Origin of the sequence: Idiomarina sp. T82-3 (genome assembly GCF_001577655.1) — a bacterium.
Lineage (GTDB): Bacteria > Pseudomonadota > Gammaproteobacteria > Enterobacterales > Alteromonadaceae > Idiomarina > Idiomarina baltica.
The window spans coordinates 70446-90129 of sequence record NZ_LSBQ01000009.1 but is presented as its reverse complement, the minus strand read 5'-3'; the positions used below and the strand labels follow the sequence as shown (position 1 = coordinate 90129).

At 48.2% G+C, this 19684-nt stretch carries 15 protein-coding genes and 1 rRNA gene; 6 read left to right on the top strand and 10 right to left on the bottom strand.

All coding sequences use genetic code 11. The annotated features are described in order from the left end of the window. The 5 genes from rrf to AWU56_RS07545 all read left to right on the top strand — a co-directional run. Nucleotides 1-91, top strand: a 5S ribosomal RNA gene (gene rrf / locus AWU56_RS07565); the annotation flags it as partial. A 702-nt stretch (nt 92-793) separates the two neighbouring features. After that, nucleotides 794-1807 (top strand): UDP-N-acetylmuramate dehydrogenase, encoded by a 1014-nt coding sequence (murB, locus tag AWU56_RS07560; RefSeq protein ID WP_006956155.1) that lies wholly within the window; start codon nt 794-796, stop codon nt 1805-1807. Between the two features lie 2 nt (nt 1808-1809). Further along, nucleotides 1810-2802 (top strand): bifunctional biotin--[acetyl-CoA-carboxylase] ligase/biotin operon repressor BirA, encoded by a 993-nt coding sequence (birA, locus tag AWU56_RS07555; RefSeq protein WP_286682156.1) that lies wholly within the window; start codon nt 1810-1812, stop codon nt 2800-2802. Continuing rightward, on the top strand, nt 2786-3556 hold the full coding sequence (locus AWU56_RS07550) for a type III pantothenate kinase (protein WP_006956153.1): 771 nt from the start codon (nt 2786-2788) through the stop codon (nt 3554-3556). The genes birA and AWU56_RS07550 overlap by 17 nt, the downstream gene beginning before the upstream one ends. 13 nt (nt 3557-3569) lie before the next feature. After that, entirely contained in the window at nt 3570-4202 is a 633-nt protein-coding gene (locus AWU56_RS07545; RefSeq protein WP_286682155.1) for a tetratricopeptide repeat protein, read from the top strand. Between the two features lie 15 nt (nt 4203-4217). Here the strand turns inward: AWU56_RS07545 and nspC are convergent, their stop codons facing one another. From nspC to AWU56_RS07500, 9 genes are all read right to left on the bottom strand, one after another. Then, on the bottom strand, nt 4218-5351 hold the full coding sequence (nspC, locus tag AWU56_RS07540) for a carboxynorspermidine decarboxylase (protein ID WP_286682154.1): 1134 nt from the start codon (nt 5349-5351) through the stop codon (nt 4218-4220). A gap of 1 nt (nt 5352) precedes the next feature. Beyond that, nucleotides 5353-6552: a saccharopine dehydrogenase family protein gene (locus tag AWU56_RS07535; protein WP_006956113.1), complete on the bottom strand. Its 1200-nt coding sequence runs from the start codon at nt 6550-6552 to the stop codon at nt 5353-5355. Between the two features lie 70 nt (nt 6553-6622). Then, complete coding sequence (locus tag AWU56_RS07530) at nt 6623-8767, bottom strand: prolyl oligopeptidase family serine peptidase (protein WP_286682153.1); 2145 nt, start codon at nt 8765-8767, stop codon at nt 6623-6625. A gap of 64 nt (nt 8768-8831) precedes the next feature. After that, nucleotides 8832-10544 (bottom strand): tRNA(Met) cytidine acetyltransferase TmcA domain-containing protein, encoded by a 1713-nt coding sequence (locus tag AWU56_RS07525; RefSeq protein ID WP_272977727.1) that lies wholly within the window; start codon nt 10542-10544, stop codon nt 8832-8834. Between the two features lie 47 nt (nt 10545-10591). Next, the gene (locus tag AWU56_RS07520; RefSeq protein ID WP_272977728.1) at nt 10592-12010 is read right to left on the bottom strand and encodes a sodium-dependent transporter; all 1419 of its coding nucleotides are present in this window, start codon (nt 12008-12010) and stop codon (nt 10592-10594) included. A 164-nt stretch (nt 12011-12174) separates the two neighbouring features. Then, nucleotides 12175-13242 carry a cell division protein ZapE gene (zapE, locus tag AWU56_RS07515; protein WP_286682152.1) on the bottom strand — a complete coding sequence of 356 codons (1068 nt, stop codon included), beginning with the start codon at nt 13240-13242 and terminating at the stop codon, nt 12175-12177. Nucleotides 13243-13295: 53 nt separating this feature from the next. Continuing rightward, complete coding sequence (trxA, locus tag AWU56_RS07510; RefSeq protein WP_286682151.1) at nt 13296-14147, bottom strand: thioredoxin; 852 nt, start codon at nt 14145-14147, stop codon at nt 13296-13298. 72 nt (nt 14148-14219) lie between these two features. Further along, complete coding sequence (locus tag AWU56_RS07505) at nt 14220-15605, bottom strand: aldehyde dehydrogenase family protein (protein ID WP_272977730.1); 1386 nt, start codon at nt 15603-15605, stop codon at nt 14220-14222. Next, nucleotides 15602-17059, bottom strand: a complete 1458-nt coding sequence (locus AWU56_RS07500) for an NAD-dependent succinate-semialdehyde dehydrogenase (RefSeq protein ID WP_414653228.1) — start codon at nt 17057-17059, stop codon at nt 15602-15604. The genes AWU56_RS07505 and AWU56_RS07500 overlap by 4 nt, the downstream gene beginning before the upstream one ends. 304 nt (nt 17060-17363) lie before the next feature. On the opposite strand from AWU56_RS07500, the gene AWU56_RS07495 reads away from it, so the two are divergent. Continuing rightward, complete coding sequence (locus AWU56_RS07495) at nt 17364-19127, top strand: DEAD/DEAH box helicase (RefSeq protein ID WP_286682150.1); 1764 nt, start codon at nt 17364-17366, stop codon at nt 19125-19127. Here AWU56_RS07495 and AWU56_RS07490 read toward each other — a convergent pair. Then, nucleotides 19124-19684 (bottom strand): lipocalin family protein, encoded by a 561-nt coding sequence (locus tag AWU56_RS07490; RefSeq protein ID WP_272977732.1) that lies wholly within the window; start codon nt 19682-19684, stop codon nt 19124-19126. The two genes, AWU56_RS07495 and AWU56_RS07490, sit on opposite strands and share 4 nt — an antisense overlap.

The following is a 19684-nucleotide window of genomic DNA, read 5'->3' as shown; positions in this document are numbered from 1 at the left end:
CACCTGGCTCCATTCCGAACCCAGAAGTGAAACATACCAGCGCCGATGGTAGTGTGGGGTCTCCCCATGTGAGAGTAGGACACCGCCAGACTTCAAATAAACAATCCCTCGTGCGCAAGCACGGGGGATTTTTTATTTTCTGGTGGTGTGCTACGTGAGAGTAGGGTGAAAGCGGGAATTCGGCTTGCCACCCATGTGGCAAGACGCCGCTTGAACGGTGCGAGCTCTGCGAGCGCCTGTGGCGGCGCCAGACTTCAAATAGAATGACCCCAGCCAAGCGGCTGGGGTTTTTTTATGCCTGCTCGCCAGACGCACGTCGCCCCCGCACCCTGTACGTCGCGCATTGTGCGCGACCATCCACATCGTGCCGTGCGCAGAATGCGCACGCTACGCCCGCGCCGCGTACGTCGCGCATTGTGCGCGACCATCCATATCGCCCCGTGCGCCCAAGGCGCACGCTACGACCGCACCGTGTACGTCGCGCATTGTGCGCGACCATCCACACCGGCCCGTGCGCCCAAGGCGCACGCTACCACCGCGCCGCGTACGTCGCGCATTGTGCGCGACCATCCACACCGACCCGTGCGCCCAAGGCGCACGCTACGACCGCACCGCGTACGTCGCGCATTGTGCGCGACAATCCACATCGCGCCGTGCGCAGAATGCGCACGCTACGACCGCGCCGCGTACGTCGCGCATCTTGCGCGACAACCCACATCGCACCGTGCGCCCAAGGCGCACGCTACGGCGTTATGATATAATCTGATGATTATTTTGGATTTGGGGTTTTTTTGTGTGGCCTTTAGCTTCTCATCACAGCTTTAAAATTAATAATTATGCTTCAGAAGTGTTTAACGTTACGAGCGTTGCCGATGCACGAAGTGTGGTCGATTTGGATAGCTTCTTAATCTTAGGAGAAGGCACTAATACCCTCTTTGTCGATAATTATGATGGCGTTATAGTAAAAAGCGACATTACAGGTATATCGCTTCAAGAAAGTCAGTCTGGCTGGCATATTCGCGTTGGTGCGCAGGAAAACTGGCACGATTTTGTTACGTGGACATTGGCTAAAAATATGTACGGACTAGAGAACCTTGTGCTGATTCCTGGCTCAGTGGGTGCTGCACCGGTTCAAAATATTGGCGCGTACGGAGTAGAGGTGAGCCAGTATATCCAAAGCGTCGAAGCCATTCACATTTCCACAGGCGAAGTTCACACAATAGCCAACGATGAATGTGACTTTAGCTATCGCGATAGTGTATTTAAAAGGAACCCGCGTAGTTGGCTTATTACCCACGTTAATTTTTATATCCCAAAAGCTTGGCAACCTAATTTAAGCTATCCTGCACTCGCAGATCTTAAGAGCCAAGCCTCGATATCGGCACGAACAATTGCAGACACTGTCATTGCTATTCGGTCGTCAAAGCTTCCAGACCCTAATAAAATACCCAATGCAGGATCGTTTTTTAAAAACCCAGTTGTTTCTGTGGAGCGCTATCAACAACTCATAGGGGACTTCCCGAATCTCGTCGGGTTTGAAGTCGACTCTGGTTACAAGCTAGCCGCCGGCTGGCTAATCGAGTGCTTAGGCTTAAAAGGGACTTGTTGTGGTGACTGTTGTGTTCATAATAAGCAGGCACTCGTGCTTGTTAATCGAGGACATGCGACAGGAGATGACGTGTTGGCGTTGTGTCGGCTTATTCAGCAGCGTGTTGAACAGGCATTCAGTGTTATGCTCGAGCCAGAAGTTCGTCTGATCGGTCGTAATGGTCTGATAGATGACGTAGCGAACTATCAAGGATTATGAGTATGAAAATCGAACAACGGCTAGAGCAGCTGATAAAGCTACTGAATGATGGCGAATTTCACTCGGGCGAATCACTTGGTCAAGCAATGTCTGTCTCGCGTGCGGCTATTAATCAGTACATTGAAAGGTTAGACGCACTTGGAATTGACGTATTTTCGGTATCAGGTAAAGGTTATCGGCTTGCAAGCTCTATTGACTTACTCAATGCTGAACAAATAGCAGCGGCAAGCGAGTTGCCGAAAAGCATGTTAAACGTAAGCTCAATAGTTGGCTCGACCAATGACGACCTCAAGCAATTAAGCGACACACAACAATTACCGCAGGGTTATGCAATACTGGCAGAGGCTCAAACACAGGGCCGTGGCCGGCGAGGAAAACAATGGATCTCACCATTCGGTACCAATCTGTATATCAGTCTGTATTGGCGGTTAGAAGAAGGTCTGGGACGAGCTATGGGTCTCAGCTTAGCGGTGGGTTTAGCGATAGCACGCGTACTTCGAGAACAGCTTAATATAAAAAACGTGTCAGTTAAGTGGCCCAACGATGTGTACATTGAAAATAAAAAGGTGGCTGGTATTTTGATTGATATCGATAGTCTTGAGGATGGTAGTGCACGTTGTGTGATTGGTGTGGGCATCAATTTAACCCTACCTGACACAGTCGCTCAGTCTATTGATCAAGCGTGGACTGACGTGAATAGCCATTTAGCGTTGCCACTCCAGCGTAATCGGTTCGCAGGTCGCTTACATCAGTATCTCGTCAGAACGCTAACGGACTATGAAAACTCGGGCTTTGGACAGTTTGCCACATTATGGCGAGAATACGATAAGTTCGATACCAAGCCGGTTCGATTATTACTAGGGGAACGAAAAGTTGACGGTCTTTGCCGCGGTGTCGATGAGACCGGCGCGCTTTTAGTTGAGGTCGACGGTAGCGTGAAGCGCTTTTTTGGAGGAGAAATATCTGTGAGGCCCGGTGATGCGACTAGTCATTGATAGCGGTAACACGCGCAGTAAACTGGCCATTTATCGGAATGACCAACTCGTCCGTGAATATAAATATGTAAACGCTGATCTACTTGCCAACGAGCTGTGGACTGTCGATCTCGAGGATGTTGCGGCTGATATAAAGTTATGCTGTGGCTGTTCTGTTGCAAGTCTCGAAGTTAAGAGTGCGATTGAACAGGGACTCCGTCGGCTTGCAATCTCAGTGAATTGGTTAGTCAGTACGACGACGTGGCGTGACGTAAAAAACGGCTATTCGGAACCCGAAAAACTCGGTGCTGATCGTTGGTTCGCTTTGTTAGGTTACCGCTCAGAAGCGCATAACAATTGCATGATTATCGATGCAGGTACGGCGATGACGATCGACTGGATGGATGCGTCGGGTCAGCATTTGGGCGGATGGATTGTCCCAGGACGTCGTTTAATGCACGAATCGATGCATCAGAAAACTGCATTAGTTAAGGGTGAGCTTACGGAGGCGTGTTTTCGGGAACCCGCGACGAGTACGGTGACTGCAATGAGTTATGGTGTCCATTACGCGCTTGTCGGCGCTATAAGCCAAGGATTGCATGTTAGCCGGCAACGTTTTAATAACGAGCCCTTTGATATCGTTGTTACCGGAGGTGATGGTGAACGATTAATTCAATCACTCAATCGTATAGAGTCGATCTCTTACATTCGAAAAGATGATTTAGTGTTCAAGGGTTTGCTGGCTGCTGCCGATAACGAGTTATTGAGACGATAGTAAAGGTAAAGCAATGAGGCACGCTGTTATCATACTCGCCCTTGCGATGTTTTGCTCAACCTATGCTGAGGCGCAAGAGCAAAGCGGAGAAATCGAGGCGGTTCAGCTTTATAGTGATGCTGAATTAGTGGATATGTTCGCAAAAAACACCCATCTTCACCGCGTGGAAATTGAAGATCGCTGTCAATTAGTACAAGATATTCAGGCGCAAGCTGATATTGAAAAGCGTCCGACGTATCAATTTTTATATGGCGATATGCTTGCTTGGGGCGTTTGCTATCAACAAGATGAAGCGTTGGGCATTTTGTATATGGAAAAGGCAGCAAAGCAAGGTCTTATTGCTGCGTTAGAACAGCTGGGTCGCTATTATCATAAGGGAACCCTCGTTCAAAAAGATATCGATAAGGCTATTTTGTATTTGAGGGAAGCCGCATCACTCGGTAATGTTCCCGCGCAACTTCGTGTCGCGGATATTTTAATTGCGGGCGAGGGCAGTCCTTACGACTTCAAAAGCGTCTACCGGTGGTTACATGAATCAGTTACTGCCGATAAAAGGACTCATCAGGCAATCGCGCAACGAATGGAGCAACTCGCAGAGTTGATGCCGCCGTCAGTCGTAGAGGAAGCAAAAAGCCCCTTAAATTAGGGGCTTTCAGGTTTCTTAGGATAAGCGAGAGCGGAAATCTTCGTACGTAAAATGACGGATACGTTCAAAACTGCCGTCTTCACGCAGAATGCCAATATCTGGATGTTGTACACCATTAAAGAACGTTGTTTTTACCATGGTGTAATGCATCATGTCGGCAAAGACTAATCGGTCGCCGGGTTTTAACGGCTCATCAAAGCTGTATTCGCCGATGACGTCACCTGCCAAACAACTGTTGCCACCGAGGCGGTATCGGTAAGGTTTATCAGCAGGTAACCCTGCACCCTCGATATGCGGTCGGTATGGCATTTCAAGAACGTCGGGCATGTGCGCAGTAGCGGAGATGTCTAACAGTGCGATAGAACCTTGGTTCTCGACAATATCCACTACTTCACAGACCAATGGACCCGTTTGCCAAGCAACTGCTGATCCGGGTTCTAAAATAATGTCCAAGTTGTAAGTCGCTTTTAACCGTTGCAACTGGCTAATTAGATGGTCAACATCATACCCTTCGCGCGTCATTAAATGACCGCCGCCCAGGTTTAACCACTTCACCTGATGCAATAAATCGCCAAACTTGTTCTCTACGGCTGCGAGCGTCCGCTCTAAAGCATAGGAATCGCATTCACATAGGTTGTGTACGTGTATGCCTTCTACATCGTCTAGCGAGACGTTTTCAAGCTCACTTGCGCGTACACCCAGTCGTGATCCCGGTGCACTGGGATCATAGAGTTCGGTATCGGCCTCTTGGTGTTCGGGATTGACCCGCAAACCAACGGATACGCCTGCCGCCTTTGCTTGGTCGGCGTAGGCTTCCCATTGCGAGATGCTATTAAAAGAGATGTGATTAACAATCGGCAACAACTGTTTGATATCCTCAGCCTTGTAGGCTGGAACATAAGCATGGACTTCGCTGCCGAACTTATCGGCAGCGAGTTGAGCTTCCCAAACCGAGCTTGCTGTACATCCTTTCAAATACTGCTTGATAAGCGGAAAAGCAGACCACATCGAGTAGCCCTTAAGCGCCAGAATGATACTGGCGCCACTTTCTACTTGCACACGTTTCATCAACTCTAGATTGTTACGCAGCAATGCTTCGTCGAGTACGTAACAAGGCGAGGGTATATCCTCACGCAGGTACTTGTTCATATTACTCACCGAACGGCTGCTCACACTCAGTAACGTGCCAAGGCAAGCCATACTGATTTAGGCGATTCATGAATTCATCTGGGTCGAATTGTTCCATGTTCCAAACACCTGGTTTCATCCATTCGCCTTGCAACATCATTGCCGCGCCAATCATAGCGGGTACGCCAGTAGTGTATGAGACCGCTTGTGCGCCCACTTCTTTGTTGGTTTCAGCATGGTCACAGTTATTGTAAATAAAGATGGTTTTCTCTTTGCCATCTTTCATACCTGTTACATAGGTACCAATACAAGTTTTACCGGTGTAGCCTTCTGCTAACGAGCCTGGGTTAGGCAATACGGCCTTTAAAAACTCAAGCGGTACGATGTCTTGTCCTTGGAACTGAACGGGCTTGATTGACGTCATGCCAACATTCTCTAATACGCGCAAATGCGTCAAGTATTGGTCGCCAAAGGTCATCCAGAAACGCGCGCGCTTAATGGTTGGGAAATGCTTAACCAAAGATTCAAGCTCTTCGTGATACAGCAGATAAGACGGACGTTCGCCAACATTGGGATAATCTAAATCCTTGCGGACGCTGATTGGATCGGTTTCGTGCCATTCGCCATTTTCCCAGAACTTACCTTTTTGCGTGATTTCACGAATATTGATTTCTGGATTAAAGTTGGTCGCAAAGGCTTGTCCGTGGTCACCGCCATTACAATCGACGATATCGAGATAATGAATCTCGTCAAAGTAGTGTTTAGCAGCGTAGGCTGTGAATACGTTAGTCACACCCGGATCGAATCCCGCGCCTAACAGCGCCATCAGACCCTTCTCTTTGAAGCGTTCTTGATAAGCCCATTGCCAAGAATATTCGAATTTAGCTTCATCTTTTGGTTCATAGTTAGCAGTGTCGAGGTAGTGCACGCCGGTTTCCAAACACGCGTCCATGATTGGTAAGTCTTGGTATGGCAGGGCTACGTTGATCACTAGTTTAGGCTGCACTTGGCGAATCAGATCCGCGACTTTAGCAGAATCGTCAGCGTCGACCTGATACACACCTACTACGCGATCGGCGCCGGCTTGTTCCTGCAAGGCTTCACACTTAGAAAGGGTACGGCTTGCCAAATGAATTTCTGAGAACACTTCTGGCAGCTTGGCACATTTTTGTACAACTACGCCGGCAACACCGCCCGCGCCAATGATTAAAACCTTAGACATTCGCTCTATCCTCTATCGTAAATGCAGTATCATTTCTTGCTGCGAAAGATAGCATAAAATTATCAGTGCTTCATTCGCTATCTTTGCCTTGTGTAACTGTCATGTTGAGCTTATTTGCCGCAAATGTCCAAAGCTTGCTGACGTGTTCGATGGTCATCCATGTTGGTCGATCATTTAAGTGACCAGCAGAAGGCTGTGTAAGCAGCAGTATCGGTTTGTCGCAGTTTTGCGCGCGTTGCAAAGCTGCAGCAAGCTTATAGCTGTGCCAGGGCGCCACGCGAGTATTATTTTGGGATGTGCTGACAATAGTCGCCGGATAACAGCTTGTTTTATCGATATTGTGCAGTGGCGAATAGTTATAGAGCGTATTGAATTGCGACGCATCGCTACTCAGTCCATATTCGGTGAACCAGGCTTTGGCGTTGGCGGTTTGATAGCGCAGCATGTCAAATAACCCATTATCAAGTAGCGCGACGTTAAATAGCTTGGGCGACTCGACCATTACTGCAGCACCAAGCATTGCACCATTACTGCGTCCGTAAAACGCCAACTGAGTGTGTGTGGTGTATTGGTGTTTGATCAGGTACTGAGCGGCGCCTTCAATATCGTCAATCACCTGTAGCTTACCCGCTAATCGGCCTGCATCATGCCATTGTTCGCCGAACTCGCCACCACCGCGGACATTGGCAATTGCGACTTGGCCACCGAGTTCCAACCACGTCAACCAAGCAGGGTTGTATGTAGGAAGCATCGAGATACCAAAACCACCATAAGCGATGAGCAGCGTAGGACGTGCTGTTGGCTCGGATTTAACATCTTTACCAACGATAAACATTGGGATCGGCTGGCCATCAGTGGAGGTGTACGTAATTTGTTTTGCTTGGTAGTTGTCGACCCCTGCCGGCTGTTTGAACGAACGCCAAAGTGTCGTGCGTTGCTGTGCTGCTTGGTAGCGATAGATGCTGCCAGGTTGAGTGAACTGTTCAAATTTAAAGAAAGCCTCGCGTCCGACTTTATCTGCTGTGAGCTCCGAAATATGGCCCTGCCCAGGTAGCGCTAACTCCCTTAATACATGCCCTTTTGAATTCAAAATAACTAAGCGTGACTGAGCTTTATCTAAATAATGAGCAATGATCTGGTCATCAATCACAACGGCGTCAGCTAACGTTTGCTGTTGTTCCTCTACCACGATTTTCTGAGATTGCCGCGGTTGCTGGATATCTAATGCAGCGAGTAACCCTCGACCTTGCTTACCCCGCAGTTTAAATATAAGTGATTGTCCGCTGCGGCCGATAAACGTGGCAAATTCATTATCAGGAAAGTTTATGGCAATCAGTTCGTTGGGCTGCTTTACATCAGCCAGTAAGTACCAACGATTTTTGTCAAAGCCAGACGTCTCTTTGATCAATAATGCAGAGGTATCGGGTAACGTATAGATATAGCTGTCATTTTTTATCCCGGTTGCAATCCGTTTGTCTTGTGTTTGTGCCGAACCTAGCTTATGGAAGTATGTTTGAACCGGTGCCTGGCCATCATAACCGCCATCACTGGTTTTCGGATAGCGGCTGTAGTAGAACCCCTTCGAGTCCTTGGTCCAGGCGAGCTGAGTAAATTTCACACCACTGATGACTGGTTGTGTGGGCGGGTTTGGCTCGACAACTGGCGTGATGTACCAATCAACCCAGTCGCTGCCTTGTTCGCTCAACGAGTAAGCGATAGTCTTGCCATCAGGCGATACACTATAGTCGTGAATCGAGGTCGTGCCAGAGGGATCAAGTTGGTTTGGATCGATCACGATATGTGGTGCGCCCGAGTCTGATTGACGCACGTAGAGTACCGACTGATCTTGCAAGCCATCGTTTTGCAGATAGAACCAATGTCCAGCGACTTCGGTAGGCGCACTGGTACGTTCGTAATTTGATAACTCGGTCAGCCGTTGTCGAATAAACTCAGCGCTGCTTAACTGACCTAAGCGTTGTTCTGTATAACGGTCCTCTGCAGCCAGCCACTTTACTACTTCCGAGTGCTGTTCGTCTTCTAGGATGCGAAAGTCGTCAGTGACTTCTTCGCCGTGATAGTTATCGGTCACGGATTGTGAGGCAAGCGGGGGATAGCCATAGGGATTCTCAGGCTTGGTTGCTGGTTTTTCGTTCTGGCTCGAGCACGCTGAGACTAAAGCGAAAATTAACAGGCTAGCAAACCGTGTGTGCTTCATAGGATATCCCTTTGGTGAAATGAACGTACTATTCTATGAACCCTGACTCAGTGACTCAATCGCTTTACAGAATTTTAGCGATATCTGAACGCATTAGTGCGCTGAGTTGTTTGAAGGAGTCTGCTTTATAAGTATGTTTGAGTGACTGCATCGCGTTTTGAGGAACGGCAAAGTCAGATGGAGTAAATGTGAGCGCATCATGCTTGCTGACTAACGCGCAGGCAAATAGCACACTGTCTAGCGGCAAATTGGCTTCTTTAAAGGCGCTGAGTAAAGCGTTTGTGGTAGCGTCGAGTGTGTTTGATGGAATCTGGCCGTTAAACCACCAACGTTGTTGCGCTGCTCCCCATTCACAAAGAGGCGTACACAGCGCTTCGGCGTCTGGCGTTATTGGAGAGACCCAAAGCGAAGCATAGCGAGCGCTGACGCGATCTTGCTTACTACTGAGTCGGACCAGGTGGTAGCCGTTGGCACGCCAAAACTGAGCTAAACCTGGCTCGTAACCAAAACTTGTACCGAGCGCATGCACGTTTTGCGTTGCTACCCAGTGTCGAACGGCATTGAGGACATTCGAGGCGATATGCTGTCGACGGTGACTTTCTTGAACGGCGATTCTACTCACTCGACACCATCGTAATGCCGCTAGACGGGGGCTTTGCAGAAAGTAGGTGAGACTTTGAGGCAATAAATTTCCAGGTGGACGTCGTTTGCCTAATTGCACTTGCAAAGCGAGGTCATCTGCCAGTGGACCTTCTAGCGCGAGCCAAGCAACCGCGATGACAGAGCCATTGTTAACGTGCAAGTAAAGGTAATGCTGCGGTTCATCGAGTAATAGTTTGAGATCATTTGGACTACTTTGGTAGTGGGCTTCGAGTAGTAACTCAAACGCTTGGTGCAGAGCATCCTCAGGTAGCTCGCTGGCATGATAAACGCCGCTATCTATTGACTGGGTTAATTGTCGTGGCGCCGCATTCAGCAGTAATGCTTGCTGTAGCCAATACTCTAAAGGGTCACCCGTTAACCAACGGATGGGGTCTTGTAATGTGTGCATCTTCACGTGAGCAAATGTCCGTTCGGCCCACTCGACAAAGTGAATAGCAAAGCCTCGGCCACACCCCTCATAACCATCTACAGTTGTCGCTAGCATCCACGCCGGATACTTTTGCACCAACTTTTGAATCGCCCATAAAGGAATACCTGCCGCTTCATCGATAATGAGTCGCTCTGTTGAGCCAGGTTGCTCAATCAGTGTGTCCCATGCAACAAAGTGAGCATGAGGTGCGTGTTTCAGTAATACTTGAGCATTAGCTTTTCTGGGCGCTGTGACAATACATTGGCTTGCGTTGTCGGCTTGAGCAAGCGCTGTCCCTAAACAACTGCTTTTACCACGACCTCGTGATGCAATAACGATATGCACAGATTCCTTGTCCTGCAACTGTTGGACAAGGTCCTGTTGGGCTGCCGTAGGTAGTGAAGGTGGTTTAGCATCGCTTGTGGCCTCAATGGGCGAACGCATTTGCCAACAATCGATGAGCCGATTTAACGCGGGAGAAGGCTGTTGTGGCGTCAGTAGAACTAGCTCGCCACCGGCCATCAAAGTGCCACACAAAGCGGCTATGGCATCAAAATTCAGTTGGTTTCGACAGTCAATGACGACCTGGTTGAACTCGTGTCCAAGGAAGTCTCTATAACGGTTGGTGGCCGCATGGGCTGCGGTATCAGAGTCAGATAAATAAAGCGAAAGGTTGTTGGGGCATGTTTCGAAAGAGGGGCTCAAAAGAGCCCCATCTGAAATGATATGTAATTGCCTAAAGCCAGTATGTTTTAGAACCACGTGATGCCAAAGAATTTGCTTAATACGGTGTTGATGAATACCACAAATAGGATAGCTGGAATAAAGGTGGTAATGGACACACGTACGTATTTAGCTAAGAAGGTATTGGGGTAATTGCTATTACCCTCAGATAACTCTTTTTCAAGGCTACTATAACGCCAGTGCCACCATACAAATAAGCAAATGAGCAAACCGTTAAGCGGTAAAATGGTGTCATAAAACACATCGTAAATGACGTCAAACACAGACTTTGTAGCGCCGCCGTAACTAACAAACTCGGTAAATGCAGGAATGAATCCAAATGAAGTGGCTGCGATAATTGTGAGTACTGTGGTCGCTGCACACATAATTGATAGTGCTTTTTTACGCGACGTGCCACGTTGTTGAATGATGGCTGCCGTCGGTACCTCGATAATAGAAACCAACGAGGTAATGGCTGCCACAAAAGCGAGCAAGAAGAAAATGGTGGCCGCGATGCTGGCGCCAACATATCCAATCGATGCTTCTAACGCGATAAAAATTTGTGGGAAGAATGAAAAGATCATGCTTACCGAAGAATCGCTGAGTGAGTTAGGGTCTGTATTTGGATTAATTGCGAATATCGCCGGTAAGGTCATGAGACCAGCGGTGAAAGCGACCGCGGTGTCTGTTATCGCGACAAGCTTACCGGAGGTTACAATATCGTCCTTACGGCTGAAATAAGAGCCATAAGTGATGAGAATGCCCATACCGAGTGACAAGCTGAAGAATGCCTGTGACAGGGCGCCACTGATTACCGAACCATCAATTTTGCTAAAGTCAGGAACTAAGTAGAACTGAATGCCGAGTGATGCGTTATCTAATGAAAGTACAAAGATAACGAGTAAAATCAGCATAATAAATAACGCTGGCATCAGGAATTTAGCCGCTTTCTCAATACCCTGGCGAACGCCGCCCATGAGAATAATGTTGACGATTAACGTCACCGCGATAAGGAAACCAACAAAGCTGTAGTCGTTGACAAATTGACCGAAGTAACTCGGGTCCGCTAGTTTATTGAGGTCACCGATAGCGGCATGGTAAAGATAACCGAAAATCCAGACAGTGATGACCATATAAAATATAGCGATCATGAAAGGAGTGAGAACAGCTAAGAAGCCTGAAAAGCTCCAAAATGGTTTGCCACTGCCCAATGCTAAATAAGAGCCGAGCGGATTTTTTTGAGCTTTTCGGCCAAGCCCCATTTCGGCAAGCATGACGGGTAGACATATAAATGCAACAAAGAGTGCATAGATTAAAAGAAACGCTCCGCCACCATTTTTAGTTGCAGCGACAGGGAATCCAACCAGGTTACCAATACCAACCGCTGAACCTGCGGCAGCTAGGATAAACCCGATCTTGGAACTGAATTGATCGCGTTGTTCGCTCATTAGTTTCCTTCTTTTTAATTGTTATTGTAGAGCTCTGTATAGCGAGCCAAAAATTTAAGCAATCCTAGCAAGGGGCAGGGCGCTCGGCAAGCATGCGCCCGCCTGTTCTGCGATTAAAGGTGTAAAGCGTAGGTTTAATAAGGAAATTTAAGAGGTTCTGCGGTTTACCAAGACTGCATTTCTATAATTCGTGACACACAGCGCTGGAACGGAAACTTAAGTAGCTCAGCCTGATACAGGCGGTCGGGCTCATCGGCAGCATTAAGTATGAGTAAGCAATCTCGGTCGTAGCACTCATCGACTAACGCGATAAAACGGCGAGCCTCATTGTCCAAGTGACTTTCGTGTTGATGCGTTGTGTCGCGTTGGTAGCCGTCCTCGACACCTTGTTGCGTCGAATTTTTTGGCTTAAAAGTAAAACGTGGAACCTTATCAACGGCGATCTGCTTATAGTGCTCCGCGAGTTCCATATAGTCACGCTGGCTTCTTGGACCCGAACAGAGCTGAGCGAAGTCAAATAGAATCGTTTTTTCTGAACGACATATACAAGGTAACTCGCGGTTCATGATGGTTACTGGCTTATTATCAGATAACTGACCAAAGTGTGCGGCGACTTGCTGCTTAAAGTCTTGTGCTGACTGCTCAATAAAGTAATACGGAGCTTCACCCTGTTTTAGTCGGCGGTAATCAATACCTGAATCAAGGTCAATGATTTGGCATTGGCGCTCGAGCAACTGAATGAAGGGTTCAAAGCGATGCCGTGCAAGGCCGCCCCGATACAGCTCCGACGGTGGCGTATTTGAGGTTGTGACGAGGGTGACACCGTGACTAAACAACGCCTGCCAGAGGTTAGCTAACAGCATGGCATCACCAATGTCTTCGACGATAAACTCATCTAAACATATCACTCGATATTCTCGCGCCCATGCGTCAGCGATAGTTAGTAAGGGGTCCGCTTCGCCTTGGTGTAGATTGAGCTGATCATGAATGCGCTTCATGAAGTGGTGATAATGCAATCTGATTTTGCTCGGTACGGCTAGGCTGCGATAAAACAAATCCATCAACATCGACTTACCGCGACCAACGGGACCGTAAATATAAACAGATTGTGGATGCGCCGATTGAACAAGTTGCTGGCGCAGAATATCAAGACGAGCGCACACCGATTCTTGCAGTGTGTCCGCTTGCAATTTTCCTGAGTGAATAAGGCTTTGATACTGTGTCTTTATCATAAAAAAGCGGCCGGTTGAGGGAACCGGCCGAACTCGTTGCTAGTGAACAGCCATTAATACATCATGCTGTAAAGAGTTCTACGCGCCTTCGATGCAAGCGGATCACCGTCAGGTAATTGATTGATAACGTCGAGTGCATATTTTTTAGCTTCAGTGCGTGCGGGATCCTTGCGCATCACTTCAAATAACAATGAAATGGCTTCTTCATCTCGGTGCGACTGGTGCAATTGTAGCGCGAGTTTGATTTTTAATTCGCTATTATCTGGCTCTTCCTCGACCTGCGCTTGTAGTGCTTTAATCTCTGGCGAGTCGGCGCTATCTTCAGCGAGTTCGATTTTGCTCATGATCCGTTGATAGTCACTATCTTGCTCGACCATTGGGATCGTCGCCGCGAGCTCCTTAGCTTGTGCTAAACGACCGTGGTCGACCGCTGCTTCTGCCAGTAATTTGATGGCAGTCATGTTGCTACTATCAATGTCAAAAGCCTGTTTGGCTTGAGTGTAAGCTTCTGCAGCGTTGCCTTCGGCAAGCGCTTGTTGTGCATTTTGAATAAAACTATCGGCTGGGCTTGGCAAATGAGGTTCGAGCATTGTCATGATTTCAGTTTCAGATTTAACCCCTGCGAAGCTGTCAACAGGCTGACCGTCCTTAAAGAAGGCTACGGTAGGCAAACTACGAACGCCAAACTGCATGGCAAGCTCTTGTTGCTCGTCACAATTAATTTTTGCCAAGGTAATGTCGTCGGGGTATTGGCTCGCAATACGTTCTAATACCGGCATTAATTGTTTGCAAGGCTCGCACCAGTCAGCCCAAAAATCGATGATCACTAATCGCTCTTTGGAGCCTTCTAATAAAACTTGCTGAAAATTTTGTAGCGTAATGTCGACAATATTACTTTGTGCCATGAGTCAGCCTTTATTTAATTGTATCAATACATAGCAACATCGGGGCAACCCATAGAAAATTCAATGGCATCATTACTTGAGCCACGCCAGCAGCTTGTCTTTAAGTTTGGTGTAAGGAGGATAACGCAGCGCTACGTCGAACTTAAAGGAGCGTTTCATGACTGCCTTTTGGTGACTGAGCGTGTCAAAACCAAATTTACCGTGATAACGACCCATGCCACTTTGGCCAACGCCTCCAAACGGAAGCGCTTCGTTCAGCATAAACATCAATGTATCGTTTGCACAGTAGCTTCCGGCACTGACTTGGTGCTTAACTTGTTCTAGGGTGCGATTATTTTTACTAAAAGCATAGCAGGCTAAAGGCTTGGGCTTTGCTATCACGTAATCAATGGCGGCTTGTATGGACGTCACTGATTTGATTGGGAGTAACGGACCAAAGATCTCTTCGTGATGAAGCGGGTGCTCGCTGTCCAGTCCATCTAAGTTGATGAGTGTGGGCGCGATATAGTTATCTTTACGCTGATAGTCTCCGCCACTGATGATGTCTGTGTCGTCGAGTAGCTTTACAAGACGTTGCCAATGGTTGGCACTAATAATCCGACCGTAATCATCGCTCTGTTGCGGGTCATTGCCGTAAAACAGTTCGATTTGCTCTTTGATTTTGCTTATCAACGTATCGCGAATGCTGTCCTGAACCAGCACATAATCCGGTGCTATACAGGTCTGACCGGCGTTAAGGTATTTGCCCCAGACCAAGCGTCGAGCGGTGACCTCAATATCACAATCTTCACTTACTATCGCCGGACTTTTACCACCGAGCTCTAGTGTTGTGGGTGTCAGGTGTTGCGCCGCGTTACGTAAAACAGCTTTAGCACCATTACTACCGCCAGTGTAGAAAATATGATCAAAAGGTTGTTGGGTGAGTTCGTTAGCAACCGAGACATCCCCGGTGACAACCTTAATCGCATGGTTGTCGATATAGTAGCCCAGCTTATTGGCGATGACCTCTGCGGTGTTTGGCGCATGTTCTGATGGCTTCAGTATTACACAATTTCCAGCAGCAATGGCGGCAATAGCTGGCGCGATAAGTAGCTGCAGTGGATAATTCCACGCCCCTAAAATAAGCACGGTACCGAGCGGCTCAGGATAGAGTTGACTTGATCCAGGCCACGCCAATAACGGCGTTTTCACACGCGTCGGTTTAACCCACTTATTGAGGTGCTTCAGTGTGTAATCGATGTGACTTAATAAATAGTTGAGCTCAGTTAATCGACTTTCGCTTGGATGTTTACCCAAGTCCTGCGTGAGGGCGCGCTCGATCGAAGACTGCTCTTTTGTGAGAAAGTTTTTAATGCCTTCTAGCTGTTGTTTACGCCAAAAAACCGGGCGTGAAAGCCCGGTTTTGTGGGTGTTACTGAGTGAATCAAATAACTCAGCTATTGATGGGGTCGTGCTCATTCAAGGCCGCCTAACGTGATGGTCTTAATTTCCAAGTACTCATCTATACCGTATTTTGACCCTTCACGTCCAATACCCGATTCTTTAATTCCGCCAAAGGGGTTATAGGCGTGGGAAATCGCACCTGTGTTGACACCGACCATGCCGTATTCAAGCCCTTCACTGACTCGGAATATGCGTGCAGTATCTTTAGCGGCAAAGTAGGAAGCAAGACCGAACGGAGTGTCGTTCGCCTGTTGAATCGCTTCTTCCTCAGTTTCAAAACTCGAAATTGCGATGACGGGACCGAAAATTTCTTCTTGCGTGATTTCCATGTCCTGAGTCACACCCGAAATCACCGTCGGAGCATAGAATAAGTCGCCCAGATCGGTCATCACTGATCCGCCTTCTTCTATCTCTGCGCCATCGGATTTAGCACTGATGACGAGACGTTGAACTTTATCGACAGCGTCTTGATCAATCAATGGTCCCAGATCGACGTCTTCTTTATCACCTGGACCCACATTAAGCGCTTTAACTTTAGAGACTACTTTCTTAATGAACTCTTCTTTCACGCTATCTTGCACCAACACACGGTTCGCTGAAATACAAGTTTGACCGCCGTTGCGGAATTTGCACGCCATCAACTGTTCGGCGGCTGCATCTAAATCGGCATCATCGAACACGATAAAGGGTGCATTGCCACCGAGTTCGAGCGAGATCTTTTTAACGTTCTCGGCACATTGCTTCATTAAGATCTTGCCGACACCCGTTGAACCAGTGAAAGACAGTTTTCTAACTTGTTTTGATGTTGCCAGAATTTCGCCCACGGTTTTTGAATCCGTGGTCGGTAAAATATTAATGACACCGTCCGGAATACCGACTTCGCTCGCAAGCTGAGCCAGTGCGAGACTTGATAAGGGTGTCAGTTGTGGTGGTTTAACAACGATGGTGCAACCAGCTGCCAACGCAGGCGCGATTTTGCGCGTGATCATTGCGTTCGGGAAGTTCCAAGGCGTGATGGCGGCGCATACGCCTACCGGTTGTTTGATCACCATGACACGCTTGCTGTTATCGGTAATGGGTAGAATATCGCCGTTGATGCGTTCCGCTTCACCGGCAAACCAATCGACAAAGCTGGCACCGTACTCGACCTCACCAACAGCTTCAGGTACAGGTTTGCCTTGCTCGGCGCTCATCAGTTCGCCCAAAGCCTGCTTGTTGTCCATGATGGCTTGATACCACTTGCGCAACAGTGCTGCGCGCTCTTGAGTGGATGTGGCACGCCATTTAGCGAGTGCCACTTCAGCGGCGTTGATGGCTCGCTTCGTGAGATCGCCATCGGCGTCGGCCACTTCTGTGATTACCTCGCCATTGGCAGGGTTTGTAACGGCGAACCGTTTTTCCGTCGGTACCCAATGCCCCTCAATGAAACAATCCTGCTTTGTGAGTGACGACATAGAGTGAGATGACATAACGCCTCCTGTTATTCGGGTTAGTATATCAATGTAGGCAAAAACTAATGGAATGGTTCAGTTTTTTAGAAAAATAAATGACTATCTCTGTGTAAATGCATAAAACGTATACAAATGAGTTGTAATTTTCCAATAACTAGGTACAATTCGCGCCTCGCAGTTATCCGTGAATATGAAACACGCAATCTGCGACCGAGTAAGGGTAAGCCTAATTTCTAGAGATGCTCAAAAGCATAATGGTGGCCGGGCGAAACCCTCGAACACACATCGTGGTTTATAACCACCTTATGACTTTGAGATTTTTATGAAAAATGATACTACCGCTGTGTCTTTCCAAGACATGGCATTGCCTTCTGTTGTCTTAAATCAACTTGAAGCGCTAGGTTTTACACAACCTACACCTATCCAACAACAAGCGATTCCTAGCTTATTAGAAGGGAATGATGTATTGGGTGAAGCGCAAACCGGCACGGGTAAAACCGCCGCGTTTTCACTGCCAGCTTTAGCTTCAATTGAAGCGAATCAACGTCAAACTCAGATGCTTGTCGTGACGCCGACCCGTGAGCTCGCGATCCAGGTCGCTGATGCCATCGAAAGCTTCTCTAAGCAAATGAAGGGTATGGAAGTCGCAACCGTTTATGGTGGCAGCGCCTTTGGGCCACAAATTCAAGCGCTAAAACGTGGCGCGTCTGTGGTTGTTGGTACGCCAGGTCGATTGATCGACTTACTCAACAAGAAAGTGTTGAAGCTTGACGGACTGCGCTTTGCTGTGTTGGATGAAGCCGATGAAATGCTAAACATGGGCTTTATTGAAGACATCGAAACTATTTTACAGTCGGTGCCGGATACCGCACAACGTGCGTTGTTCTCGGCGACGATGCCAACCGCTATTCGTAAGTTAGCCAAAACGTACTTGACGGATCCTGTGAACATTCGTATTGCTCCCGTAGAGCAGGCGAAGGCGAACATTCGTCAGCGCGCATGGAAAGTCATGGGCATGACTAAAATGACAGCATTGACTCGTCTTTTAGAAGTGACTGAATATCAACGCGCGTTAGTGTTCGTGCGTACGCGTCAAGATACTATGGACGTGGCAGAGCTTTTACAGCGTCAAGGATTCCGTGCAGCGCCTTTGAGTGGTGATTTGAACCAAGCACAACGTGAACAAACAGTCACTCAATTGCGTAGCGGCCACATTAAAGTGCTCGTAGCAACAGACGTTGTCGCGCGTGGTCTTGATGTACCCGAAATTACTCACGTCATTAACTACGACCTACCGAGTGACACCGAGTCATACGTTCACCGTATCGGTCGTACCGGTCGTGCAGGTCGTAGCGGCGAGGCTATCTTGTTCTATCGCGGTAAAGAGCGTCACTTATTACGTCATTATGAAAAACTGACGAACGGTTCAATTGAATACTTTGACGTACCTTCAGCAGAAGAACTGAGTCGCTTCCGCCAAGAGCAATTGCAGCAAAGCCTATTGAAGCAGCTTGAGTCGGATGTTGACAGCAACATTCAGAAGCTTCTCAGTAGTTGGTTAGCTGACGGGTCGATGACCGCTGAACAGATCGCGCTTAGCCTATTGGCTCAGCGTAACCAGCAGCAGCCGTTATTCGTAAAAGAGGAGCGTCGTCCGCGTCCTGAACGCGCAGAGCGTGCTGATCGTGATAACGGACGTCCTCAGCGTGGTGAAAAGCGTGTACGCGCGACCACTAAACGTGTTCCGGATAGCGAGTTCGATACTTATAAGATTCAGGTCGGCCGTGACCACGGTGCGCGTCCAGGCGATATCGTGGGTGCCATCGCCAATGAAGCTGAGATCGATAGCCAATTCATTGGTCAGATTCAACTGTTCGCACAGCACTCGTTGGTACAACTGCCCAAAGGGATGCCTGCTGAATTGAAGAAAGCGTTGCAACGCACACGCGTGCGTCAGCAGCCGATGGCACTTGAGTTATCTGATAGTCCGCTTAAGAAAATGCCGCCTCGCGCGAGTAAAGGCAACGGCGACAATCGCCGCCGCGCTCCGCGTAAAGGTCAACCTGCTGCACGTCGATTCAATTAATCGGCGTTAGCTACCCCGATGTCGGCCAGAGATTGTGTGATAATCATCTGGTCGATATCATATCCCCACTGTTTTGCTTTAGCTAATGCAAAGTCAATATCGCTTTGATCGACATTAGGTGAGCGCGCCAAAAACCAAAAATAGTCGTGTGAATCGCTCGTAACAATCGCCATTTTGTAGTCGGGTGATAACCAGCTGACATAGTATCCCCCATAAAACGGCCAGAAAAAGGTTACCTTGTAAGCGGCTGTCATGCCTTCTACCGGCTCGGCTTTGCCAATTGCGGTCTGCCATTCGTCATCCACTACATTATAACCGCGATTAGTCACCTCGATAGTGCCGTCAGCGTTGAGTCGGTACTCTGCGGTGACACCTTGCAGGTTTTCTTCAAAGCTGTGCGGCATACGGATAATTTCATACCATTTGCCCAAATATTTTTCCGCTGAGAACTGTTTTACTGTCGGCGCCACGGGCGTCGGGTCAGATTTGCAGCCGGTTAGGGCGAACAACACAAATAAAGATAAGAGACCGAGTAACGACTTGTTTAAATAACTCAT